The 18645-nt window shown below is 58.7% G+C and carries 18 protein-coding genes and 5 pseudogenes; 10 read left to right on the top strand and 13 right to left on the bottom strand.

Annotated elements, in window-relative coordinates; genetic code table 11:
* Positions 1-22: 22 nt before the first annotated feature.
* The 3 genes from BPET_RS07265 to BPET_RS07255 all read right to left on the bottom strand — a co-directional run bounded on the left by BPET_RS07265 (position 23) and on the right by BPET_RS07255 (position 2800).
* Positions 23-1192 carry an MFS transporter gene (locus tag BPET_RS07265; RefSeq protein WP_012248420.1) on the bottom strand — a complete coding sequence of 390 codons (1170 nt, stop codon included), beginning with the start codon at positions 1190-1192 and terminating at the stop codon, positions 23-25.
* An 84-nt stretch (positions 1193-1276) separates the two neighbouring features.
* Positions 1277-1858 (bottom strand): TetR/AcrR family transcriptional regulator, encoded by a 582-nt coding sequence (locus BPET_RS07260; RefSeq protein WP_012248419.1) that lies wholly within the window; start codon positions 1856-1858, stop codon positions 1277-1279.
* Between the two features lie 291 nt (positions 1859-2149).
* A complete protein-coding gene (locus BPET_RS07255; protein ID WP_012248418.1) occupies positions 2150-2800 on the bottom strand; it encodes a LysR family substrate-binding domain-containing protein in 651 nt (216 codons plus the stop codon).
* 106 nt (positions 2801-2906) lie between these two features.
* Between BPET_RS07255 and BPET_RS07250 the strand changes: the two genes are divergently transcribed.
* Positions 2907-3233 carry a helix-turn-helix domain-containing protein gene (locus tag BPET_RS07250; protein ID WP_012248417.1) on the top strand — a complete coding sequence of 109 codons (327 nt, stop codon included), beginning with the start codon at positions 2907-2909 and terminating at the stop codon, positions 3231-3233.
* 46 nt (positions 3234-3279) lie between these two features.
* On the opposite strand, the pseudogene BPET_RS27300 reads toward BPET_RS07250, so the two are convergent.
* A pseudogene (locus BPET_RS27300) lies at positions 3280-3407 on the bottom strand (Hha/YmoA family nucleoid-associated regulatory protein).
* Positions 3408-3631: 224 nt separating this feature from the next.
* Between BPET_RS27300 and BPET_RS07245 the strand changes: the two are divergent.
* Positions 3632-4060 (top strand): annotated as a pseudogene (locus tag BPET_RS07245) (recombinase family protein); the annotation flags it as partial.
* 34 nt (positions 4061-4094) lie between these two features.
* On the opposite strand, the gene BPET_RS07240 reads toward BPET_RS07245, so the two are convergent.
* A complete protein-coding gene (locus BPET_RS07240; protein WP_012248415.1) occupies positions 4095-5471 on the bottom strand; it encodes an MFS transporter in 1377 nt (458 codons plus the stop codon).
* 167 nt (positions 5472-5638) lie between these two features.
* On the opposite strand from BPET_RS07240, the gene gtdA reads away from it, so the two are divergent.
* The 3 genes from gtdA to BPET_RS07225 are packed head-to-tail and all read left to right on the top strand — an operon-like array spanning position 5639 to position 8755.
* The gene (gene gtdA / locus BPET_RS07235) at positions 5639-6682 is read left to right on the top strand and encodes a gentisate 1,2-dioxygenase (protein ID WP_012248414.1); all 1044 of its coding nucleotides are present in this window, start codon (positions 5639-5641) and stop codon (positions 6680-6682) included.
* Positions 6683-6711: 29 nt separating this feature from the next.
* Entirely contained in the window at positions 6712-7566 is an 855-nt protein-coding gene (locus BPET_RS07230) for a fumarylacetoacetate hydrolase family protein (protein WP_012248413.1), read from the top strand.
* A gap of 16 nt (positions 7567-7582) precedes the next feature.
* The gene (locus BPET_RS07225) at positions 7583-8755 is read left to right on the top strand and encodes a 3-hydroxybenzoate 6-monooxygenase (protein ID WP_012248412.1); all 1173 of its coding nucleotides are present in this window, start codon (positions 7583-7585) and stop codon (positions 8753-8755) included.
* On the opposite strand, the gene BPET_RS07220 is transcribed toward BPET_RS07225, so the two are convergent.
* From BPET_RS07220 to BPET_RS27295, 4 genes and pseudogenes are all read right to left on the bottom strand, one after another.
* Positions 8740-9519 (bottom strand): IclR family transcriptional regulator, encoded by a 780-nt coding sequence (locus tag BPET_RS07220; protein ID WP_012248411.1) that lies wholly within the window; start codon positions 9517-9519, stop codon positions 8740-8742. The genes BPET_RS07225 and BPET_RS07220 overlap by 16 nt on opposite strands.
* Positions 9520-9837: 318 nt before the next feature.
* A pseudogene (locus BPET_RS07215) lies at positions 9838-10256 on the bottom strand (CoA-transferase); the annotation flags it as partial.
* Positions 10213-10587, bottom strand: a pseudogene (locus BPET_RS07210) (CoA transferase subunit A); the annotation flags it as partial. The pseudogenes BPET_RS07210 and BPET_RS07215, both read right to left, overlap by 44 nt.
* Positions 10580-11129: pseudogene (locus BPET_RS27295) on the bottom strand (IS5 family transposase); the annotation flags it as partial. The pseudogenes BPET_RS07210 and BPET_RS27295, both read right to left, overlap by 8 nt.
* 253 nt (positions 11130-11382) lie before the next feature.
* Between BPET_RS27295 and BPET_RS27550 the strand changes: the two are divergent.
* Both BPET_RS27550 and BPET_RS07200 read left to right on the top strand, forming a co-directional pair.
* A complete protein-coding gene (locus BPET_RS27550; protein ID WP_081483055.1) occupies positions 11383-11613 on the top strand; it encodes a polymorphic toxin type 46 domain-containing protein in 231 nt (76 codons plus the stop codon).
* Positions 11610-11903 carry a hypothetical protein gene (locus BPET_RS07200; RefSeq protein WP_012248407.1) on the top strand — a complete coding sequence of 98 codons (294 nt, stop codon included), beginning with the start codon at positions 11610-11612 and terminating at the stop codon, positions 11901-11903. The genes BPET_RS27550 and BPET_RS07200 overlap by 4 nt, the downstream gene beginning before the upstream one ends.
* Before the next feature lie 61 nt (positions 11904-11964).
* Here the strand turns inward: BPET_RS07200 and BPET_RS07195 are convergent, their stop codons facing one another.
* A complete protein-coding gene (locus tag BPET_RS07195) occupies positions 11965-12360 on the bottom strand; it encodes a hypothetical protein (RefSeq protein ID WP_041862786.1) in 396 nt (131 codons plus the stop codon).
* Positions 12357-12899, bottom strand: coding sequence for a hypothetical protein (locus tag BPET_RS07190; RefSeq protein ID WP_012248405.1), 543 nt, complete (start codon positions 12897-12899; stop codon positions 12357-12359). The genes BPET_RS07195 and BPET_RS07190 overlap by 4 nt, the downstream gene beginning before the upstream one ends.
* 893 nt (positions 12900-13792) lie before the next feature.
* On the opposite strand from BPET_RS07190, the gene BPET_RS07185 reads away from it, so the two are divergent.
* Positions 13793-15370, top strand: coding sequence for a methyl-accepting chemotaxis protein (locus tag BPET_RS07185; RefSeq protein ID WP_012248404.1), 1578 nt, complete (start codon positions 13793-13795; stop codon positions 15368-15370).
* A gap of 387 nt (positions 15371-15757) precedes the next feature.
* Here the strand turns inward: BPET_RS07185 and BPET_RS25860 are convergent, their stop codons facing one another.
* Positions 15758-15991, bottom strand: coding sequence for a hypothetical protein (locus BPET_RS25860; RefSeq protein ID WP_081482986.1), 234 nt, complete (start codon positions 15989-15991; stop codon positions 15758-15760).
* A gap of 13 nt (positions 15992-16004) precedes the next feature.
* A protein-coding gene (locus BPET_RS26560; protein WP_150359743.1) for an IS5 family transposase occupies positions 16005-16767 on the bottom strand; the annotation gives its coding sequence in 2 pieces (ribosomal slippage) (positions 16005-16443 and positions 16442-16767; 765 coding nt in all).
* A 154-nt stretch (positions 16768-16921) separates the two neighbouring features.
* Between BPET_RS26560 and BPET_RS07170 the strand changes: the two genes are divergently transcribed.
* Positions 16922-17128: a hypothetical protein gene (locus BPET_RS07170; protein ID WP_012248402.1), complete on the top strand. Its 207-nt coding sequence runs from the start codon at positions 16922-16924 to the stop codon at positions 17126-17128.
* Entirely contained in the window at positions 17125-18531 is a 1407-nt protein-coding gene (locus BPET_RS07165) for an Asp-tRNA(Asn)/Glu-tRNA(Gln) amidotransferase GatCAB subunit A (RefSeq protein WP_012248401.1), read from the top strand. The genes BPET_RS07170 and BPET_RS07165 overlap by 4 nt, the downstream gene beginning before the upstream one ends.
* The last annotated feature ends 114 nt before the right edge of the window (positions 18532-18645 follow it).

The raw sequence follows: 18645 nt of genomic DNA, 5'->3' as shown, positions 1-18645 counted from the left end.
TCACAGTCGACCGTAAGGGATGCTATTGGCCGACAGTCAGCGCGCGGCTCGCGGCTTTCCGTCCGAGATAGGGCAACAGGCTGAGCAGGCCGAGAACCGCCAATGCGACACCGACCCACAACGGCGAGCGATTCCCGTAGCCGGCCGCAATGCCCAAGCCACCGACCCACGCACCGACGCCAAGACCGATGTTGATGACAGACGTATGGACGGTATTGACCAACGCACCGGGGTGAGCGGTCTTCATGACGCGGGCGATCATGGCGGGATTCATCGGAACACCGACCAGACCAATCACGATCAGCGCGCCAAGGCTGAGAACCTGGTTCTGAGCAAAGATGGAGAACACCGCCAAGGCAGCACCCAGCACGATCAGGCCCCACACCATGATCGGCATGGTGTGCTTGTCCGCGTAGCGCCCGACGACCATGTTCCCCACAACATTCGCTGCGCCATAGACGCCCAGCAGCCAGGGGATCGAGGCGGCAGCGAAGCCGGTCACTTCGGTCAGGATCGGGGCGAAATAGCTGAAGGCCGCGAACGTCGCGCCGATAATCAAACCGCTGGTGGCATAGGCCGCCCATAGGTGTCGGTTCTTGAACTCCGCCAGTTCTGCACCCAGACTGACTGTTCCGGCAGCCTTGGAACGCGGCACCAGAAACGTGATGACCGTGGCGCAAAGCACGGCCAAAGCGACCACCAGCCAGAAACTCGCGCGCCAGCCCCAGTGCTGGTCGATGATGGTGGCAATGGGCACGCCCAGCACCGTTGCCAGCATCAGTCCGCCGACCACGATGGACGCCGCGCGTCCCCGTGATTCGGCACCTACGATCTCGGCGCAGATCGCCAGCGACACGCCAAAGCACGCCGAACCGGCCACACCCGTGGCAACCCGGGCGGCGGCCATGATGTCGTAGCTGGTTGCGGACGCGGCCACCGATTGAGCGACTGCGTAGAAGCCCAGCAGCCATAGCAGCGCCTGTTTGTTGGGGACGCGCAGCTTGAGCAGGCCGACGGTGAGCAGCGGCCCACCGACAACCATGCCGATCGCATACAGCGAGATCAGGTAGCCGATCTGCGTCACCGACACGCCAAACGCTTGCGTCAGCGACGGCATCATGCCCGCGACCATGAATTCCGAGGTGGTCAACGAGAAGATCGTCAACCCCAGGATGTAAACCACCAATGGCATGGGAAACTCCTTCTAAAGTTTATCGTTCGGTACAAAATAGGCCAAAAATAACCGACCTGCGGGCCGGCAATCCGTCTTCGACATTCAGAGCTTGGCTATCGTCCCTTGCAGCACATCGGACAGGAAAGCGCGATCCGGCATGGATTGCCCGAGGATGCGCAGCCCGTAGTAGCTGGCCAAGAATGCGCGCGCGACCTCCAATGCAGGTCGATCATCGGCCAACTCTCCATTGCGTTGGCCGACGGCGATGACGTGGCAGATAACCGCCTCCAGTCTGTTGACATAGGCACGGTTGATCTGGTCGATCACCGGATCTTTGCTGCCGCGCTCCATGACCGAAAACAACGCCATGCAACTGCGGCGCTTTTCAGGATCTAGATCGCCATCCACTCCCCATTGCAGCAGCGCCTGCAAGCGTTCCTTGGCAGTGCCAGGGCCGTTGAGAATTTCGGTCTGCGCCTTGAGTCCCAACTCCTGGTAGCGACGTAACGCCTGCTCATAGAGGTTCTGCTTGCTGCCAAAGGCATGGTAGAGACTGCCGCGCCCCAAGCCTGTGCGCTCACAAAGTTCCTGGGTCGAACTGGCCTCAAAACCGTTCGTCCAGAACACATCCATCGCGGCATCAATGACGGCGGTGTCGTCGTATTCCTTGGGCCTTCCGCTCATGGTTGGTGTCCTTCAACGCAATGCATAGGCAGGATTAGACCTATAGTTTACCGATCAGTCAAGAAATGGTTTGAATCGGTCGTGTGCATAGGTCAGCCCGCTTTCTGGACTTCGCATCCGCGAGCCACTGGATGATGGTCGGCTGGAGCAGCGAAAAGCAAGCGTCCAGTGAGTATTGCGCAGCGTCCAGGATTCAGAACTTGGGTGGTTCCTCCGGGCGGGTAGCATGGTCAGCGATATCGGACACGGAAGATGCTGTTCAAGGGGGCGCTGCGTGAGATCTTGCAGCTGTCAATGGGATGACACAGACTGGTCGAGTTTGCGTGCTCGCTCGATCAGTCGTTCGGTGAACGAAGAAGGCGCGCTGGGCGCGCGCAACAAATATGTGCTCAGATCGTTCGGCGATCCCGCCAGGGGCCGCATAACGATGCCTAGCTTCCGCGCCGTATCGATGCGTGACTTAGCCGCGAAGCCGATTCCGTAGCCCGCAGCGACCAGAACGGCCATCAGTTCGAACGACTTCGCGTGGTCAACCACATTGAGCTTCGGAGACTCCGAGTTCAACAATTGCATGACCTGACCGCTAAGGGGTTCACAGTGCTCTGCTGACCAAAGCACCACGGGATACTGCACGGCCTTCTCCAGCGTAATTTCCGCAAACTCCAGTAGCGGTGAGAGCGCGGGAACCGCTACGGCAATCTCATCATGCCACAGCACCTCGCTTTGCAGTTCGGCTTCAGAGGGCGGTGCAACGGCAAACCCAAGATCGTAGCGGCCTTCCTTCACTCCCCGAACCTGCTCGGAAAACGAAGCCTCTGTGAGACATATCGCGGTGCCGGGCTCCTCTGCGCGCTGCTTTGCCAACAGCGCCGTCAGCGTAGCGGTGAAGGCTCCAAAGGAGACGGCGATCCGTACTGAATCAGGGGCGTGCTGGCTGTGCATGGCTGGCTCTCCTGTCAAGAAGGATGCGGTAAACAATGCCAGATAATAGCAGTTCGCGTTTAATTAAACGTGGTTTAATTTATGCTCTTATTTCACGATTTTGCAGATGCAAAAGCGTGAAATAAGGCGAGGCCGGCCTACAGGCAGTAAACGTTTTGAGGAGGAGCCGGCCAAGGCTTTTGGCATGGCGGTAAAGGTGTTGAGGACGGAGCGCGGGACGGCACAGGAAGCACTGGCTAATTTGGCCGGAGTTGAGCGGGCGCACATGGGCCGGATCGAGCGGGGTGAGCACATGCCCACGCTCGCGGTAATCCTGAATGTTGCAGGTGCGTTGGAATGCAGCGCGGCTTTCCTGATGGAAGAGACGGAGAAGTGTCTGAAGCTCGTTCGTGCAGGTGCCTTGGTGGATGAGGACCATGACAATCGGGTTTGATGTTCGCCATCTCGCAAGCTTCTCCCGATAGAAGGCGTCGTCTCATCTATTCAACGTTCTTCCAGGCTGATGCAGGTACTTTGTCCCATAGTTGACCGTGGGTGATTTCCGCGCGGCGATGGTCGCATGCCCCTTCAAATTCCCCAGTTCAGAGGACGGAATACGGTCCTTCATATGGCTGTAGACCTGTTCCAAGGTATCCAAGGTCTGGCATCTTCTGAATTTCATCAGATATTTTTTTCTTATCATCGATAGTTGTTTAATTTGTCCGCATCGAAAGTTTTAGAAAACAGTTGGTCGCGAGAGACCAAACTCGACCGGCGACGATTTGAACTCACCAGGCGGGCCTACGTCGACGCCAGATACTCGACCAGCTACACGATCATCAGCGACGATTTCTCATGGACAAGCTGGAGTCCGGCGACATTCTGATCGTGACAAAGCTCGACCGCCACGGCCGTGATGCGATCGACATCAGCACCACAGTCAGAACGCTGGCCGAAATGGGCGTGAGGGTCTATTGCCTCGCGCTCGGCGGCGCCGACCTCACCAGTTCGGCCGGCACCATGACCATGAACGTGCTCAATGCCGTCGCCCAATTCGAGCGGGATTTGCTGATCGAGCGGACGCAATCCGGTCTCAAGCGCGCCAAGTCGGAGGGCAAGACCCTCGGCCGGCCCTTCACGCTCAGCGATGAACAGAAGCAGCGTGTCCGCAACGATCTCGCGACGGGCATGAGCGTTTCGGCGATTGCGAGAAAATTCGCGACGAGCCGGCAGACCATTATGCGGGTTCGCGACGAGAGTTCACGGTCCGTTCGACCTTAGCGCAGGATTTTGAACAGACCTTGTTCCGCCCCCCCTAATGGATGCTCGCCGCTGCCGGTTCCTCATCGGCCTCAAACGATCCGCGCCGGGCCATCATGCAGGCTATCGCTGTCGCCGCCAGGAAGGCTGGGACGATGGTTGCAAGGAAAATTGTTGAAGTTTGCCAGTGCATTGAGAGCATGAGACCACCAATCAGCGGACCGATGATTGAGCCGACACGACCAATGCCCAGCGCCCAGCCGATGCCCGTAGACCGGATGGCGGTCGGGTAGAAGCCGGCAACAAGCGCATTGAGCGCCGCCTGTGCCCCTTGGACCGTGAAGCCGAGAAAACCGGCAATCAGCATGACGGACCAATAGGCGTCAGAATAGGTCGATAACAGCAGGATGAACAGTATGGTAGCGACGAATTCAATCAAGGCAACCTTCCGTGCGCCGAACATCTGAAGCAGTTTGCCCGTCCCAAGACATCCGATCGCTCCGCCGAAACTAAATGCCGTCGCCGCTTCGATTCCGGCAGTTATGGGCATTCCCGATTGGCGCAGCATCGCCGGAAGCCAGCTGATGATAAAATAAATGATGAGCAGGTTCATAAAATAGGGAATCCAAAGCAGGAGCGTTCCGCTCCACCGCCCGTTGGTGAACAGGTGCCGCACCGGAATACCCGTGACCGGCTTTTGCGGTGAGCTGAATTGTTGTTCTGGCGGGAAGCCGGACGGCACGATGCGGTTGGCAATGGCCAGGACGCGTCTCGGATTATCCTGCTTGAGAATGAGGAAGCGCAGCGATTCCGGAAGCGTGAATACAAGCACCAGAGCGAGCAGCATCGGCAGCACTCCGCCGACATGGAACGCCGCCTGCCATCCCGCGAAAGGCAGGAGCCATGAGCTGAGCAGCCCTCCGACAATAGCGCCGATCGGGATGCCAGCGAACAGCCAGGCGACGATCATGCCTTGATATCTGCGCGGCGAATATTCCGTGGCAAGCGCCGTTAGATTCGGCATGGCACCGCCCAACCCCAGCCCGGTTAGAAAGCGGAGAATCACGAATTCGTTGATCGATGACGCGCTCGCGGTCAAAAACGTAAATAGGCCGAAAGTGAAGGTGGCGGCGATAACCAGCCACCGGCGCCCGATCTTATCCGCGATCGGCCCCAGTAACAAAGCACCGACCATCAGCCCGAAAAGTCCAGCCGCGAAGACGGGCGCAAAAGAGCCCACCTCCAGGCCGAAGTTTTCCGCAATAGATGGCGCCAGAAATCCAATCATCTGAGTATCGAACCCGTCCAGCACGGCTGCACAGCCGCAGAAGACAATCGTTCGAATTTGAAAGGGACTCAGCCGAGCACTATCGATAACCGAGGCTATGTTCAGAATATTGCGGTGGTCTGCGAGACGGACATCCACTCCCATGACATTTCCCTCCTCCTGTTGTCACTTTGCCGGGTGGGCTTCACAGCGTCCCCGCGAGTTGGAGCATCAACATTTCCATCTCGAAATCAACATTTTTCTTGCATTATAAGAATTTTGTAGAATACATTAGATCATTCAAACGCAGAATGTGTCATGTGGAGATTCAAATGACCGTTAAGCCAGCCGAGACTGCCGATATCGTCTTGTCCGACTTTCACGACGAACTGGATCGGAACAACCTAGCCCCGCTTTGGGAAGTGATGAAAAATCTCGTGCCGCGCGAGCCGCGTACGCCAGCGGTTCCGGTGATCTGGAAGGCCGGTCTTCTGCGCGAGAAGGCGCTGAAGGCCGGGCATCTCATCACCGCCGAAAAAGCGGAACGTCGCGTGATCGTTCTCGAAAACCCCGCGTTGCGTGGGCAGTCTCAGATCACGACATCGCTTTATGCCGGTGTCCAACTCATCCTGCCTGGTGAGGTAGCGCCTACGCATCGCCATACGGCGTCCGCGCTACGACTGATCATGGAAGGCAAGGGCGCCTATACTATCGTTGATGGCGAGCGGGTCGAGATGCATCCGGGCGATTTCATCATCACGCCGACCTGGAGCCTCCATGATCACGGTAGCGACGGCGACGAGCCCGTCACATGGCTCGACGGCCTTGACGTACCAATCGTCAAGTTGCTCAGCGCGGGCTTTTCAGACGAGGGTGAAACGGACCGCCAAGCCGTGACGCGTTCCGACGGCGACTCCATCGCCCGTTACGCCAGCGGTCTGGTGCCGGTCAACTACTCGCCGAAAGGTGCCGCCAGCCCCATCTTCTGGTATCCCTATGACCGAACACGCGCGGCGCTCGAAAAGATGCGCAAGATCGACGAATGGGACGGCGCAGAAGGCCTGCGTCTCGCCTTCACCGACCCGACGACGGGTGAATCTCCGATTCGCACGATGGGCGCTTTCATGCAACTTCTTCCAGGCGGGTTCAGCGGCACGGACATCCGCTCCACCGATGGCGCTGTTTACAGCGTCGTCGAGGGAGAAGGCACCGTAAAGGTTGGCGACCAAGAGTGGCAGGTAAAACCCAGGGACGTTTTCGTCGTACCTAGCTGGACATGGCACAGCTTTGCCGCGCATGACGACCTGATCCTGTTCAGCTTCTCTGACAAGCCTTTGCAGGAGAAGCTCGGCTTCTGGCGCGAACAGCGGAAATAACTTTCACACATACATCCGAGGAAATCCCCGTGCGTCTTTGCCTGTTCAACAACAATCAGCTCGGCGTCGCCGAAGCCGACGGAATTCGCGATGTCAGTTCCGTACTGGCGTCGCTTCCTGCACAGCACTATCCCCTGCCCCGGCACGACCTGCTCATCGCAGCGCTTCCAGCGTTGAGGCCCGAGATCGAGAAGGCTGCTGCGGACGCGCCCCTTCTGCCGTTTTCGGAGGTGCGTCTGCTCAGCCCTGTGGCCAACCCCGGCAAAATCGTTGCCGCACCCGTCAACTACAAAAGGCATCTGGATGAGGCGATCGCTGAGCCGGAAACGTTCTCCCGCGCTCATGTGCGCCAGATTCAGGAGACGGGTCTCTTTCTCAAGGCGACGAGTTCATTGGTCGGGCCATCAGAAGGCGTAAGCATCCGGTTTCCGGAGCGGCGGACCGATCATGAAATCGAGCTAGCCGTCGTGATCGGTAAGCGCTGCGACCGCGTCGATACCGAAAAAGCGTTGGATTATGTCGCGGGATACAGCATCGGTCTGGATATCACCGTCCGCGGCCCCGAAGAGCGCAGCCTTCGCAAGTCCATCGACAGTTATACCGTTCTCGGCCCCTGGCTTGTAACGGCGGACGAGATTGCAGATCCGTCCGGCCTCGAATTCGAACTCCGCGTCGATGGTAAGACACGACAGAAAGCCAATACACGCGACCTCATCCTCAACGTTCGAGACCTGATCGTCTTCGCCTCGGCGTTCTATACGCTCATGCCGGGAGACGTGATCCTGACGGGGACGCCCGAGGGCGTCGGACCCATACAACCGGGCAACGTCATGTCTGCCCGCATCGAAGGCATCGGCGAAATGAACGTGTCGGTCTCGAATTGACGGGAGGGAGGATACAATGTCGAAAATGAAAACACCATTTCTCGTCTCTGGCGCCGGTATCGGCGGACTTGCCGCCGCGTTGGCCTTGGCCCGGAAGGGCTACCATGTCGAGGTGCTCGAGCAAGCAGAGGAAATTCGTGAAATCGGCGCGGGCATTCAGTTCGGTCCGAACGGCTTCAGAATGATGGAACGTCTCGGTCTGCTGGATGCGGCAGATCATCTGGCCGTCTTTCCCGATGATCTGATTCTAATGGACAGCGTGACGAGCAAGGAAGTCACACGCATCCCCGTTGGCGAGGACTTCCGAAAGCGCTTCCATTATCCCTATGCTCTCATTCACCGGTCCGATCTTCATTCCGTTCTGCTTAAGGCGGCTGAGGAAACTGGAAAGGTGCGCATCCATCCGGGCCAGTGTCTCGAACGGTTCAACGACAATGGCGAGAGCGTGACGATAGAGACGCAGCAAGGCCGCCGGTTCGAGGGCGGGGCGCTAATCGGCGCGGACGGGCTCTGGTCCAAGGTGCGCACCGCTCTCACCGGCGATGGCAAGCCACGTATATCAGGACACATTGCCTACCGAGCCGTGCTGCCGATCGCAGACGTACCGGAGGAGTACCGCAAGAACGCAATGATCTTGTGGGCCGGCCCGAAGAATCATCTTGTCCAGTATCCGCTGCGTGGCGGCGAACTTTTCAACCTTGTCGCCGTATTTCACAGCGACCGTTACGACGAGGGTTGGAATTCGGAAGGCGATGCGCAAGAGTTATACAAGCGCTTCGAGGGCACCTGTGACACAGTGCAAACCCTCTTGCGAAAGATTCAGACCTGGCGCATGTGGGTTTTGTGCGACCGCGAGCCGATCAGGGAGTGGAGCTATGGCAGGGTGACGCTTCTTGGTGATGCCGCCCATCCGATGCTGCAATATCTTGCCCAAGGAGCATGCATGGCCATAGAGGACGCGGTCACGCTAGCCGACATGATCGGAACGGGCAATGATGTTGCCGACGCATTCCAGTGCTACCAGGATGCGCGATATCTGCGCACGGGCAGATGCCAGTTGACGGCGCGTCTTTATGGGGAATTCTATCACGCCGACGGCGTCAAACGTGAACTTCGCAATACCATGCTGTCGGGCCGTACGCCGGCGCAAAGCTTCGAGAGCGTTGCCTGGCTCTATGATGCCACCTGATGACCACCGCCCGTGTTCGTCCGAAGACGGGCGGTGATCTCCGCCGCAGCGGCCATCAGTTCCTCCGATATCGCGGGCAGCAGTTGTTTGTTGGTGTCTTCTTCAAGCAGGACAAGACCGAGGCTGCCGACGATGCTTCCATCAATAAGAAAAAGCGGTGCAGCTATACCGATGGCTCCGTTGTCAAGTTCGGCGCGGGTTATGCAAATTCCCGCCTTTCGGATGCGACGCAGAGACTGCTTCATCGTCTCCCAATCAACGCCGAGGCCTACTGCTTCGACGTCTTTCGCGTTCGCTGTTTGGTAAGCGCGGATGGGTCGTACAGGCAGGTGGGCAAGAATGATTTTCGAGGCTGCGCCACGGTGAAGCGGCATGAGGCGCCCACGCTCATAACTTACTGTCAGGTCGGAAAACCCCTTGGATTCCTGATGCACGCAGATAACCTGATTGCGATAGAGACGGCACAACAGAAAGGTGCCATCAAAGGGGCTTTCCGCAGCCAGCCGTTTCATGATCGAGCTGCCAGCCTTGATGAGCGGATCCTGAAGGCGAATCTGTCGATCCAGCTGAATGATGGCCGGTCCCAATACATATCGCCCTGCAGCATAAGCAACGATTAGTCCCTCATCGCTCAGACTCTTGAAAAAGCGATATGCAGTGCTGACAGGATAGCCTAGCTGTTCAGCGGCCTCATCGACGGTCCACTCCGGTCTTTCGTAGGTAAATAAGCTGAAGATCGAAAAAAGTTTGTCCGTGGCATTCATTGGCGGATAGGAATCCTCTCGTTTATCTGTACAGGCCCGTCATTATGGAAATAGATAACCTGATTTCTCTCGGCGGCGAATCCACGAAACTTTGCTTCGGTTCAGTGGTCACCGATCATGGCCTTAATGGAGAACTTTCTCTCGATATGCTATTCGGTAGTACTCACTCGTCTCGAACGTTCCGACATCGGATACATTAAGTAGAACGTCCAGATGTTTTTTCGGCTTCGTTTAGCATAAATTAAAGCGGTCGTTCGTTTGTTAATCGGCAGACGCAAAAGAACGGATCGGTTTTCAATAACTTGACCAAAGCCGGCCAACCACGCGCTTCACGCCGGCCACGAGGTCCATGGCGCCGCCCATTCCCTTCACCATTTTGCCGGGTATCATCCAATTGGCAAGATCGCCGGACCGAGAAACCTGCATGGCACCCAATATCGACAGATCGATATGACCACCGCGGATCATGGCAAAACTTTCCGCAGAGGAGAAATAGCTGGTCTTCGGCAATTCTGTGATCGTCTGCTTGTCTGCATTTATCAGATCAGCATCCTCCTCTCCCTCGGGGGGAAAGGCGCCCATGTCCAGCATTCCATTTTCGCTTTGCAGCGTCACTTCGGTGTCGCAGGAATTAAGTTCGCCACCAGCGTCGGGATGCCGATCCCCAGATTGACATAGAATCCGTCCTCGATCTCACGGGCGGCGCGCGCAGCCGTCTGTTTTCGGGTCCACACCATTTATTTGCGCGCACTCCTTCTGTCGGGCAGGGCGCACGGTGCGCTGCTCTATCCGCTTTTCGGGACGCGGCACGTGTACGATGCGCCGCACATAGATACCGGGTGTGTGGATCGTATCGGGATCGATTTCACCGGCCGGCACGAGCTGTTCGTCTTCGGCCACCGTCAAACTGGCTGCCGTGGCCATCATCGGGTTGAAGTTACGAGCGGTCTTACGATAGACGAGGTTGCCTTCTTCATCGCCCTTGTATGCGTGCACGATAGCCAGGTCGGCGACCAGTCGGGTTTCCATCAGATATTCCTCGCCATCGAAAATGCGCGTCTCTTTGCCTCAGAGCCTTTCGGAACCATGTGCTATCATAGCCACGGTCGGCGATCAGGTGAGAAGCGGCCGGCAACAGGTCAAGGACCATGGCTGCGCCCTTGTGATCGCTGACCTGCCCAGCGCTGAGCCGGAGGATGATAGGGCGGCCTGATTGGTCACAGACGGTATGAAGCTTGGAGTTCAGCCCACCTTTGGTGCGCCCGATATGGCGGGGAACATCCCCTTTTTTAGAAGGCTCGCCGCTGTCCGGTGGGCCTTCAGATGCGTCGCGTCAATCATAATCCGCTCGGGCCTGGGGCCTTCGGAACTCAAAGCCACGAAAATCCTGTCGAACACACCCAGCCGGCTCCAACGTATGAAGCGATTGTAGAGCGTCTTGTGCGGACCATAGCCCTTGGGGCATCCTTACATTGCAGGCCATTGCGGATCACGTAGATAATCCCGCTCACCACCCGACGATCATCGACCCGAGGAACGCCGTGAGCCAGCGGGAAATGCGGTGATAACCGCCCCATCTGTGCTTCGCTCAGTAGAAACAAATCAGCCATCACATTCTCCAATGGAGAACCTGAATCACAATTCAATCAGAATTAATAGGTCCTGAGCTTAGCTGATTGGATCAAGTCTGCCAGACGCTGAGATGAGCACCCAGCGTTCTTTCACGGTTGTGCGTAATCTAGCGACATTACGCGCGAATTCGTTCTTGGCGGGACGGTTGACGTTGTGACATTGAAGCAAGGCACCCTTGGTCGAACAGATGCAGGTTCCACGCGGTCGCCAAGTAAATTATAACACACCCGCCTGGCGCGCCCGCGACTAAGGTGGGTATTTCGCCGCAAGCGGACCGATTGTGCCACGGGCGCGGTCGTCGACAAGACACCGACCCAATACACGACCGCGAACGATGTTCAGGTCTTTCGGTCCACGGCCGCGCCCGTTCAGGACACGTGGTCTGTGAGGGGCAGACCGGTTCAAACGGAATGTGGCGGCACTCAATATTTCTCGATGGACAAGGGATCGTTCGTACCATGACGCTGCCGTTGGAACTTACCACCGCGATCGAAGACGCCCGCCGCCACGCCGAGGAAGGCCGCAAAGGCCGACCCTTCGATCCCGTCTATGTCCACACGCTGGAGCAGCTCGCCATCATCGATCGCCATATCCGGGCGGATGACTTTTCCGGCCTTTCACCGGGCGAAATCGATGTCGGACTGATGGCCGTGAAGGAACTGGGCAGTGACGAGCAGGGTTTCGCTCACGCCCTGCATGTCATCCAAAGGTACGCTGACGCCGTTACGGGGGAGAACGCTGAAAATCGATGATTGCACCCAATGAACGGCTTCGACTGAGGCGATAATCGACAGGTTGGTACTTAGCGACTGCCTATCGCGCAGGCCCCTCCCGATAGAGCATGCTGCCGCGGTAGAAATATTCCGCCAACGCGGCACTGATCAAGGCAATGCCGGCGCCTATCGTCCACAGCAACGGCTCCTTGCCGAGCACTGTCGCGATGGCGAGGCTGGCGGGAGCGGTTGCCACCGCTACGATCAGCGCCGGCCGCACCGGCCGCGGCTCGTAGGCGGCCAGCCCGTTAGCCCACCAGGCGAATGGCAGGATGCAGAGCCAATAAAGCGGGTTTCCTCGCGCCTGAGCCTGCGGCCCCGGCACAAGCAGGCAGAGCAGCGCCATAAGGGAGGCGAGCAGTGCGCTGCCGACGGCGAGCGCCGATCTGGCGTCCTTGCGAACGCGGGCCCAATAGGCCTGATCGCGACGTATCACGGGGTGGCCGGCGAGCCGTTGGTCTCGTCGGTAATCCACACGACGATCTCGTGGACCATGCCGGACGCCGCACTGCTCACCATGCCGAGAGCACCCGCTGCGCCGTCCAGCAATCGTTTCTTGAGCAGTTGGCCGATCACAGCGCCGGCGACACGCTTGCCGCCCTGCAATTCCAGCAAAGTCGTCAGTTGACGGCGCATCGGCCGGCTGAACCTGCCGGCCGATTCGACCTTCCAGTCGACATTCGCTTCCATCAGGACCGCATGCGTCGTTTTGAGCTCCTTTAGTGAGCCACCGACACCGACCAGCCCAATGATGTCAGCGCTGCGCATCGTCCATTGGTAAACTTGGCTCTTGTTCAGGGAGTTGTTGATGTCCTGCCGATCGCGATAATCGTTGGCGGTGCGGTAAACAGAAGCCGCGCACTGCCCTGTCGAGGCGATCGCGCCGCCCCACATCACCACCGTGCCGATCGCCGAAGCTCCGCCCGTGACCGGCGCGAGCGCGCCCGTGCCCACCACGCCTATCCACGCCAGCACCGCGCCAGCACCGCGCCACCGCAGTTGAAGCCGAGCCCGATCCACTCGGCGGAGACGGAGGTTGTATGCGTTCTCACCGAGGCAGCGGGCAGCGGATGGGAGGGCGTCGTCGGTGTATTGCGACTATCTACCATCGCCATCGATGGCCGTGCGCGCAACTCGTATACGACGGTCGCGCCGCTATTGCCCTGCGGCCGCAAACGGCAGCGTTTTCTCGGCTGGCGTTGTCTTCTGTTTTTTCGTTGATGAAAATTGTTATTAAAGTGTACTCAGAGAGTATATTTCAGAAAAATATTCACAACGACTTATTGAGGTGCAGCCATAAACTTCCCGAGGTTCGTTTTTTGCCGCCTTACTGGCATGTGATCGTGAAGCTGGCTATATAGGTATGAGCCACGCCTCGAAGTAGGCAGTCACCTTCATCTCTCGGATATGGGAGTGTTCCGGAAGGGCCACCGGAGGCGACCCAGCACGCGGACGAGATCCCCTGCTCGGTGATGCTCGAAGAAGGCGATCTATGGATGGGCGTTTGGTTGGTTTCGCCTCCGGGACGAGGAAGGGCACACAGCATCCCGAGCTTGATTAACGTACCCAAAAGCAGGTAAATTTCGCCGCAACTCAATTTGCGATCCGTATGCCAACAGCAGGGTCGCTATGAACAATGACAAGAGGCCGCGCGTAGTGGCCCACACATCGTTGCCAACCATCCCGTAACCGGCCGCTCTGCAGCGGCAACTGCCTGCCATTGTCACTCCACGCAGCGGTCACTTGGCGCATTCTGGCGATGAAATTGGGCGTTTCCGTTGTCCGGTTCGTCCGTTCTTGAACTCTTTTTCTGGACATCCCGCACGGCGCCTTTGAGGGCAGGCCTCGGGTTTTCATGGTGCCTATGCATGCGGAACAACCAGCCAGTAACCGACCGTGAGGTCACCTATTCAAGTGCCGTGCGATTGATCACGACTACCGACCTGCAGGGAGATATCACTTTCGTCAACGACGACTTCGTGAACGTCTCGGGCTTCACCAGAAATGAACTGGTCGGACAGCATCACAACATCATCCGTCACCCAGACATGCCGGCGGCCGCCTTTGCCGATATGTGGCAGACCATTAAGTCCGGCCGGTCATGGAAGGGATTGGTCAAGAACCGCTGCAAGAATGGAGACTACTACTGGGTGGACGCTTATGTCACACCCATCATGAGGGATGGTAAAGTCATTGAGTATCAGTCGGTACGGACCTTGCCCGATGCTGCGTCCAAGGCTCGCGCCGAGCACGAGTATCGTCGCTGGCGATCGGGTCAGCGGTCGCCCCTGAGAGACTGGATTAGGTTGTCCTGGGGCTCGAAGCAAATGTTGATTGCCGGGCTACCGGCGCTGCTGCTGACCGGCCTGGAGATCAGTCGACAGGATTTGTCGATGGCTTTTGTCGCCGGTTTGATCGCCGCGCTGGCGATCGGGGCGCAGTTGGTGTTGATGCAGCCATTCAGACGTTTGCTGAAGGACGCGCGGCAGGCTATCGGCAGTCCGGCAATGGCCTATCTGTACAGCGGCCGCAGAGACGAGTTTGGTGACATACAGCACGCGCAACTCACGCGGATGTCGGAAATGAGTGCGGTTATTGCCCGACTTGAAAACACCTGCCACTACCTTGAGCGATCCAAGAGGCGCAGCGACGATTTCATCGATCAGTCGAATCAGGCGATCGAGGGGCAAGGCAAGCATGTCGAGGAGATATCGAGTGCCATGACCAGGATGCTCGATAGCCAGACCCATGTCGCGGAGGCATCGGCGCGCACGGCGGATGCCTCAAACGCTTCGCGCGACGCAACGGTGCAAGGTCGGGAACAGTTGGAGCATATGGTCGGGTCGATCAATCAACTCGCACTCTCCCTGGAGGACACCCGGGCCACGGTATTGGCACTGGCTGAGCGCAATACCGACATCGGCAAGGTCGTCGATGTCATCACCGCCGTCGCGGACCAGATCAACCTTCTGGCCCTGAATGCAGCCATAGAAGCCGCACGCGCTGGTGAAGCGGGACGCGGTTTCGCCGTGGTGGCCGACGAGGTACGAAATCTGGCGCAGCGTACCCAACAATCAACGCGGGATATTCGTGAAATTATCCTGGGCCTCGAAGAAGACACACAAGCGTGCGTAGCGGCGATCGAGAACGGGGTTGAAGTGTCGCAGCGGACCGTTGATCTTGCCGGGGAGACGGATCGTGCCTTCGGCGTCATCCTGGAATCCGTGAATCGCATCAATGAACTGGCTGGTCATGTCGATACCTCGATGATCGAACAGTCCAGCATCAGCGAGCAGGCTGGGAAGCAAATGACCGTGTTGCGAGACAGCGCGATGGAGGCGGTCAAGGCCAGCGGCGCAGCCAAGCATGAAGCGGACCGGCTAGGCTGGCAGATAGATAACCTCGGCGCGCTGGCCAGCCATTTCAATGCCAACACCAATCGCTAGGGTGCGCCATCGGTCTGCCGACCGCAGGGGCTAGTCAAACTGCTCAGACGGCGACTCGGGCGAAACCCGTTGAATGAATATCGTCACTGATCCCATGGCGCTTGGCGCCAACGGTCGGACAGGAATTCACTGAATGCCGTCAACCGGCGCGGCACGGGCTCGCACCTCGCCCGCATGATGCTGATCTTTGACGGCGTGGCCTCCCACTCCGGCAGCACGCGCACCAGCCGGCCGTAGCGCAGTTCCTCGTGGGTGTCCCAGATCTCTCGCAGCTAGATGCCCAGCCCGGCTAGGCACCACGCATGCAGCACGTCGCCGCTGTCGCTGCACAAGCTGCCGCTGACCGCGACGGATTGCTCCCACAAGGGCGCAATCCCAAAGGGCTGTTCATCCGCATATTCCAGGGTCGCCTCCCAATTTACGCCGGGCTTCACGCAACGCCTCAGCGTCGACATTGAGCCGGTATGCGGCCTTTAATAGACGATCTCGCAATCCACTATCGCGGATATCATCAATCGCACGCATGATGTCCAATGCGGCAGTTTCGTTATTCGCCGCGACAGTATCGAGCGTACGGCGATGAGCTCGTAACAACTGCGACGCGGTATCCTGGCGGGCCATAAACTAGGGCCTGTTAACACATCCTCAGTCCATCAGCGACGAGCACGAAGCTGATGAAGCCCAGGAACATGAGGTCGAGTTTCTCGAACCGCGAGAAGATACGGCGATAGCCTTTGAGTCGACGGAACAACCGCTCCACCTCATTGCGGCGCTTGTACATCTCGCGGTCGTAGTCCCACGGTTCGATCCGCGTCTTCATTGGTGGCACCACCGGAATGAAACCCAGATCCAGTGCCAGCTGCCGTGTCTCGTTGCCTTCGTAGGCACGGTCCATCAACAAATGCACCGGTCTGCTGGTCGGCCCAAGACTGCTGAGCAGGCGCCGGCCTTCGGGTGCGTCGTGCGCCTGCCCAGGCGAGAGGCAAAACGTCACGGCCGTTCGAGCATCCGCGGCAACCATATGAATCTTGGTGTTCCATCCGCCTCGGGACTTTCCGATGGACTGCGGACCTTTTTTTTAGTGCCCCTGTGCCGTCGGGATGGACCTTGATGCTTGTGGAGTCCAGCGAGACGGCTTCGATCCTGATACGCACGACTTGCGCACGCTGCAACTCCTCGAACATGCGATCCAGGACGCCAGCTTTGGTCCAGCGATTCATGCGCGTGTAAATCGTGTGCCAGTTGCCGAAGCGTTTGGGCAGTCCGCGCCACTTGCAACCATGTTCGGCCACATAGAGGATCGCATTGACCACCTGCAGATTGCTCAGGCTGACGTTGCCACGCTGCCTGGGCAGGCAGTGTTCAATGGTAGCGAATTGTTCGGGCGTGATCTCCATGTCGGAGATTTTCTGGCGCAATCGTCGCCGTCGCCATTAGTGTTAACACGCCCTAGTGTGCGGGGTTATCGTACCGGTGAGAACCCGGCACGATTGCAAGGCTTTGACCAACATGCTACAAGGCCCATTCAAACCAACTACCCCGGAGCCAGCCATGCCACGATCCCTACTCACCGACGCTGGCGTGCGTTCGGTCAGCGATTCCGTCGCCCTCGGCCTGCCGTCCGAACGCATGGCGTCCCTTGCCGAGGCGTTCAACCTGATGGTGCTGCCGACCCTCCAGCAACTCGATGCGGTCAATACCGGTGAAATCCAGCCGGCACCTGCCTTCGACCCGCGCTGGAAGGAGGTGCAGTCATGAGTTCGCTAACCCGCCTCACCCTCGCGCAAGTTGCGCAGAAACTTAAGGCACGGGAAGTCTCCGCCGTTGAAGTTCTGGACGCCTGTCTGACGCAGGTGCGCTCCACCGAAAAACAGATCAGTGCGTACGTGTGCGTGCTGGAGGATCAGGCCCGTGCAGCAGCCCAGCAAGCTGACGCCGACATCAGCGCCGGGCGCTGGAAAGGCCCGCTGCATGGCGTGCCTGTAGCGGTCAAGGACTTATACGACATCGCTGGCGTACCCACCACGGCATCGTCGCGCCAGCGCACGAATTGGACGCCGCAGCAAGACTGCGCCGTAGTCCGGCGCTTACAAGACGCAGGTGCCGTTATCCTTGGCAAGACCCATACGCACGAATTCGCCTATGGCGCCATCACTCCGAAGTCGCGCAACCCCTGGGACCCGGGAAGAACACCGGGTGGCTCCAGCGGCGGCTCGGCGGCCACGGTCGCAGCCTGCGGCGTCTACTTGGCGACCGGCACCGACACCGCTGGATCCGTTCGCATCCCTTCGTCGATGTGCAACACCGTAGGCCTGAAGCCAACCTACGGGCGCGTGAGCCGTGCCGGTGTGAGTTCACTTTCCTGGAGCCTGGACCATCCAGGCCCGATCACGCGCACCGTGGAAGACACGGCGCTCAGCCTTCAGGTGATGGCTGGCTTCGATCCAGCCGACCGCGGCTCGTTGGATGAGCCGGTGCCCAGCTATGCCGAAGGGCTCGGCCAAGGCGTGAAAGGCCTGCGCGTGGGCGTGCCGAAGAACTACTTCTTCGACCGCGTGGACCCGGAAGTTGAAAGTGCGGTTCGTGCCGCCATCGATCAACTGAAAGAGCTGGGCGCCGAACTGGTGGAAGTCGAAGTGCCCATGGCCGAGCAGATCATCCCGGTGGAGTTCGGGATCATGCTACCCGAAGCCAGCGCCTACCACCGCACGATGCTGCGCGAGTCACCCGAGCTCTACACCGCCGATGTCCGCATACTGCTGGAACTCGGAGATCTAGTCACCGCCACCGACTACCTGCAGGCGCAGCGCGTCCGTACGCTGATGCAGCGCGCGGTGGCCGAGATGTACCAGCGCATCGATGTGCTGATCGCACCCACACTGCCCATCCCGGCTGCTCGCAGCGGGGAGGAGGTCCACACATGGCCGGACGGCACGGTAGAGGCGTTGGTCATGGCCTATACGCGCTTCACCTCGTTCGGCAACGTGACAGGATTACCCACGCTGAACCTGCCCTGTGGTTTCTCCAAGGATGGGTTGCCGATCGGCATGCAGATCAGCGGCCGGCCGCTGGACGAGAAGACCCTGCTGCGTGCTGGGCTGGCCTACGAGAAAGCCACGACCTGGCACCAGCGTCATCCGGAACTGATCGGAGCGGGCTGAGCTGCAAGAAAGCAGGCGCGGCGGCGCACGACCCATTGTGCTACCGCTGCGTCTGCCTGAAGTGGCCGAGACCAAGCAGAAGAAGGAGGTGACATAGCCTCCTACAATCTGCCG

It is taken from the genome of Bordetella petrii (genome assembly GCF_000067205.1).
Lineage (GTDB): Bacteria > Pseudomonadota > Gammaproteobacteria > Burkholderiales > Burkholderiaceae_B > Bordetella_A > Bordetella_A petrii.
This window is presented reverse-complemented; position numbering and strand designations above follow the sequence as displayed.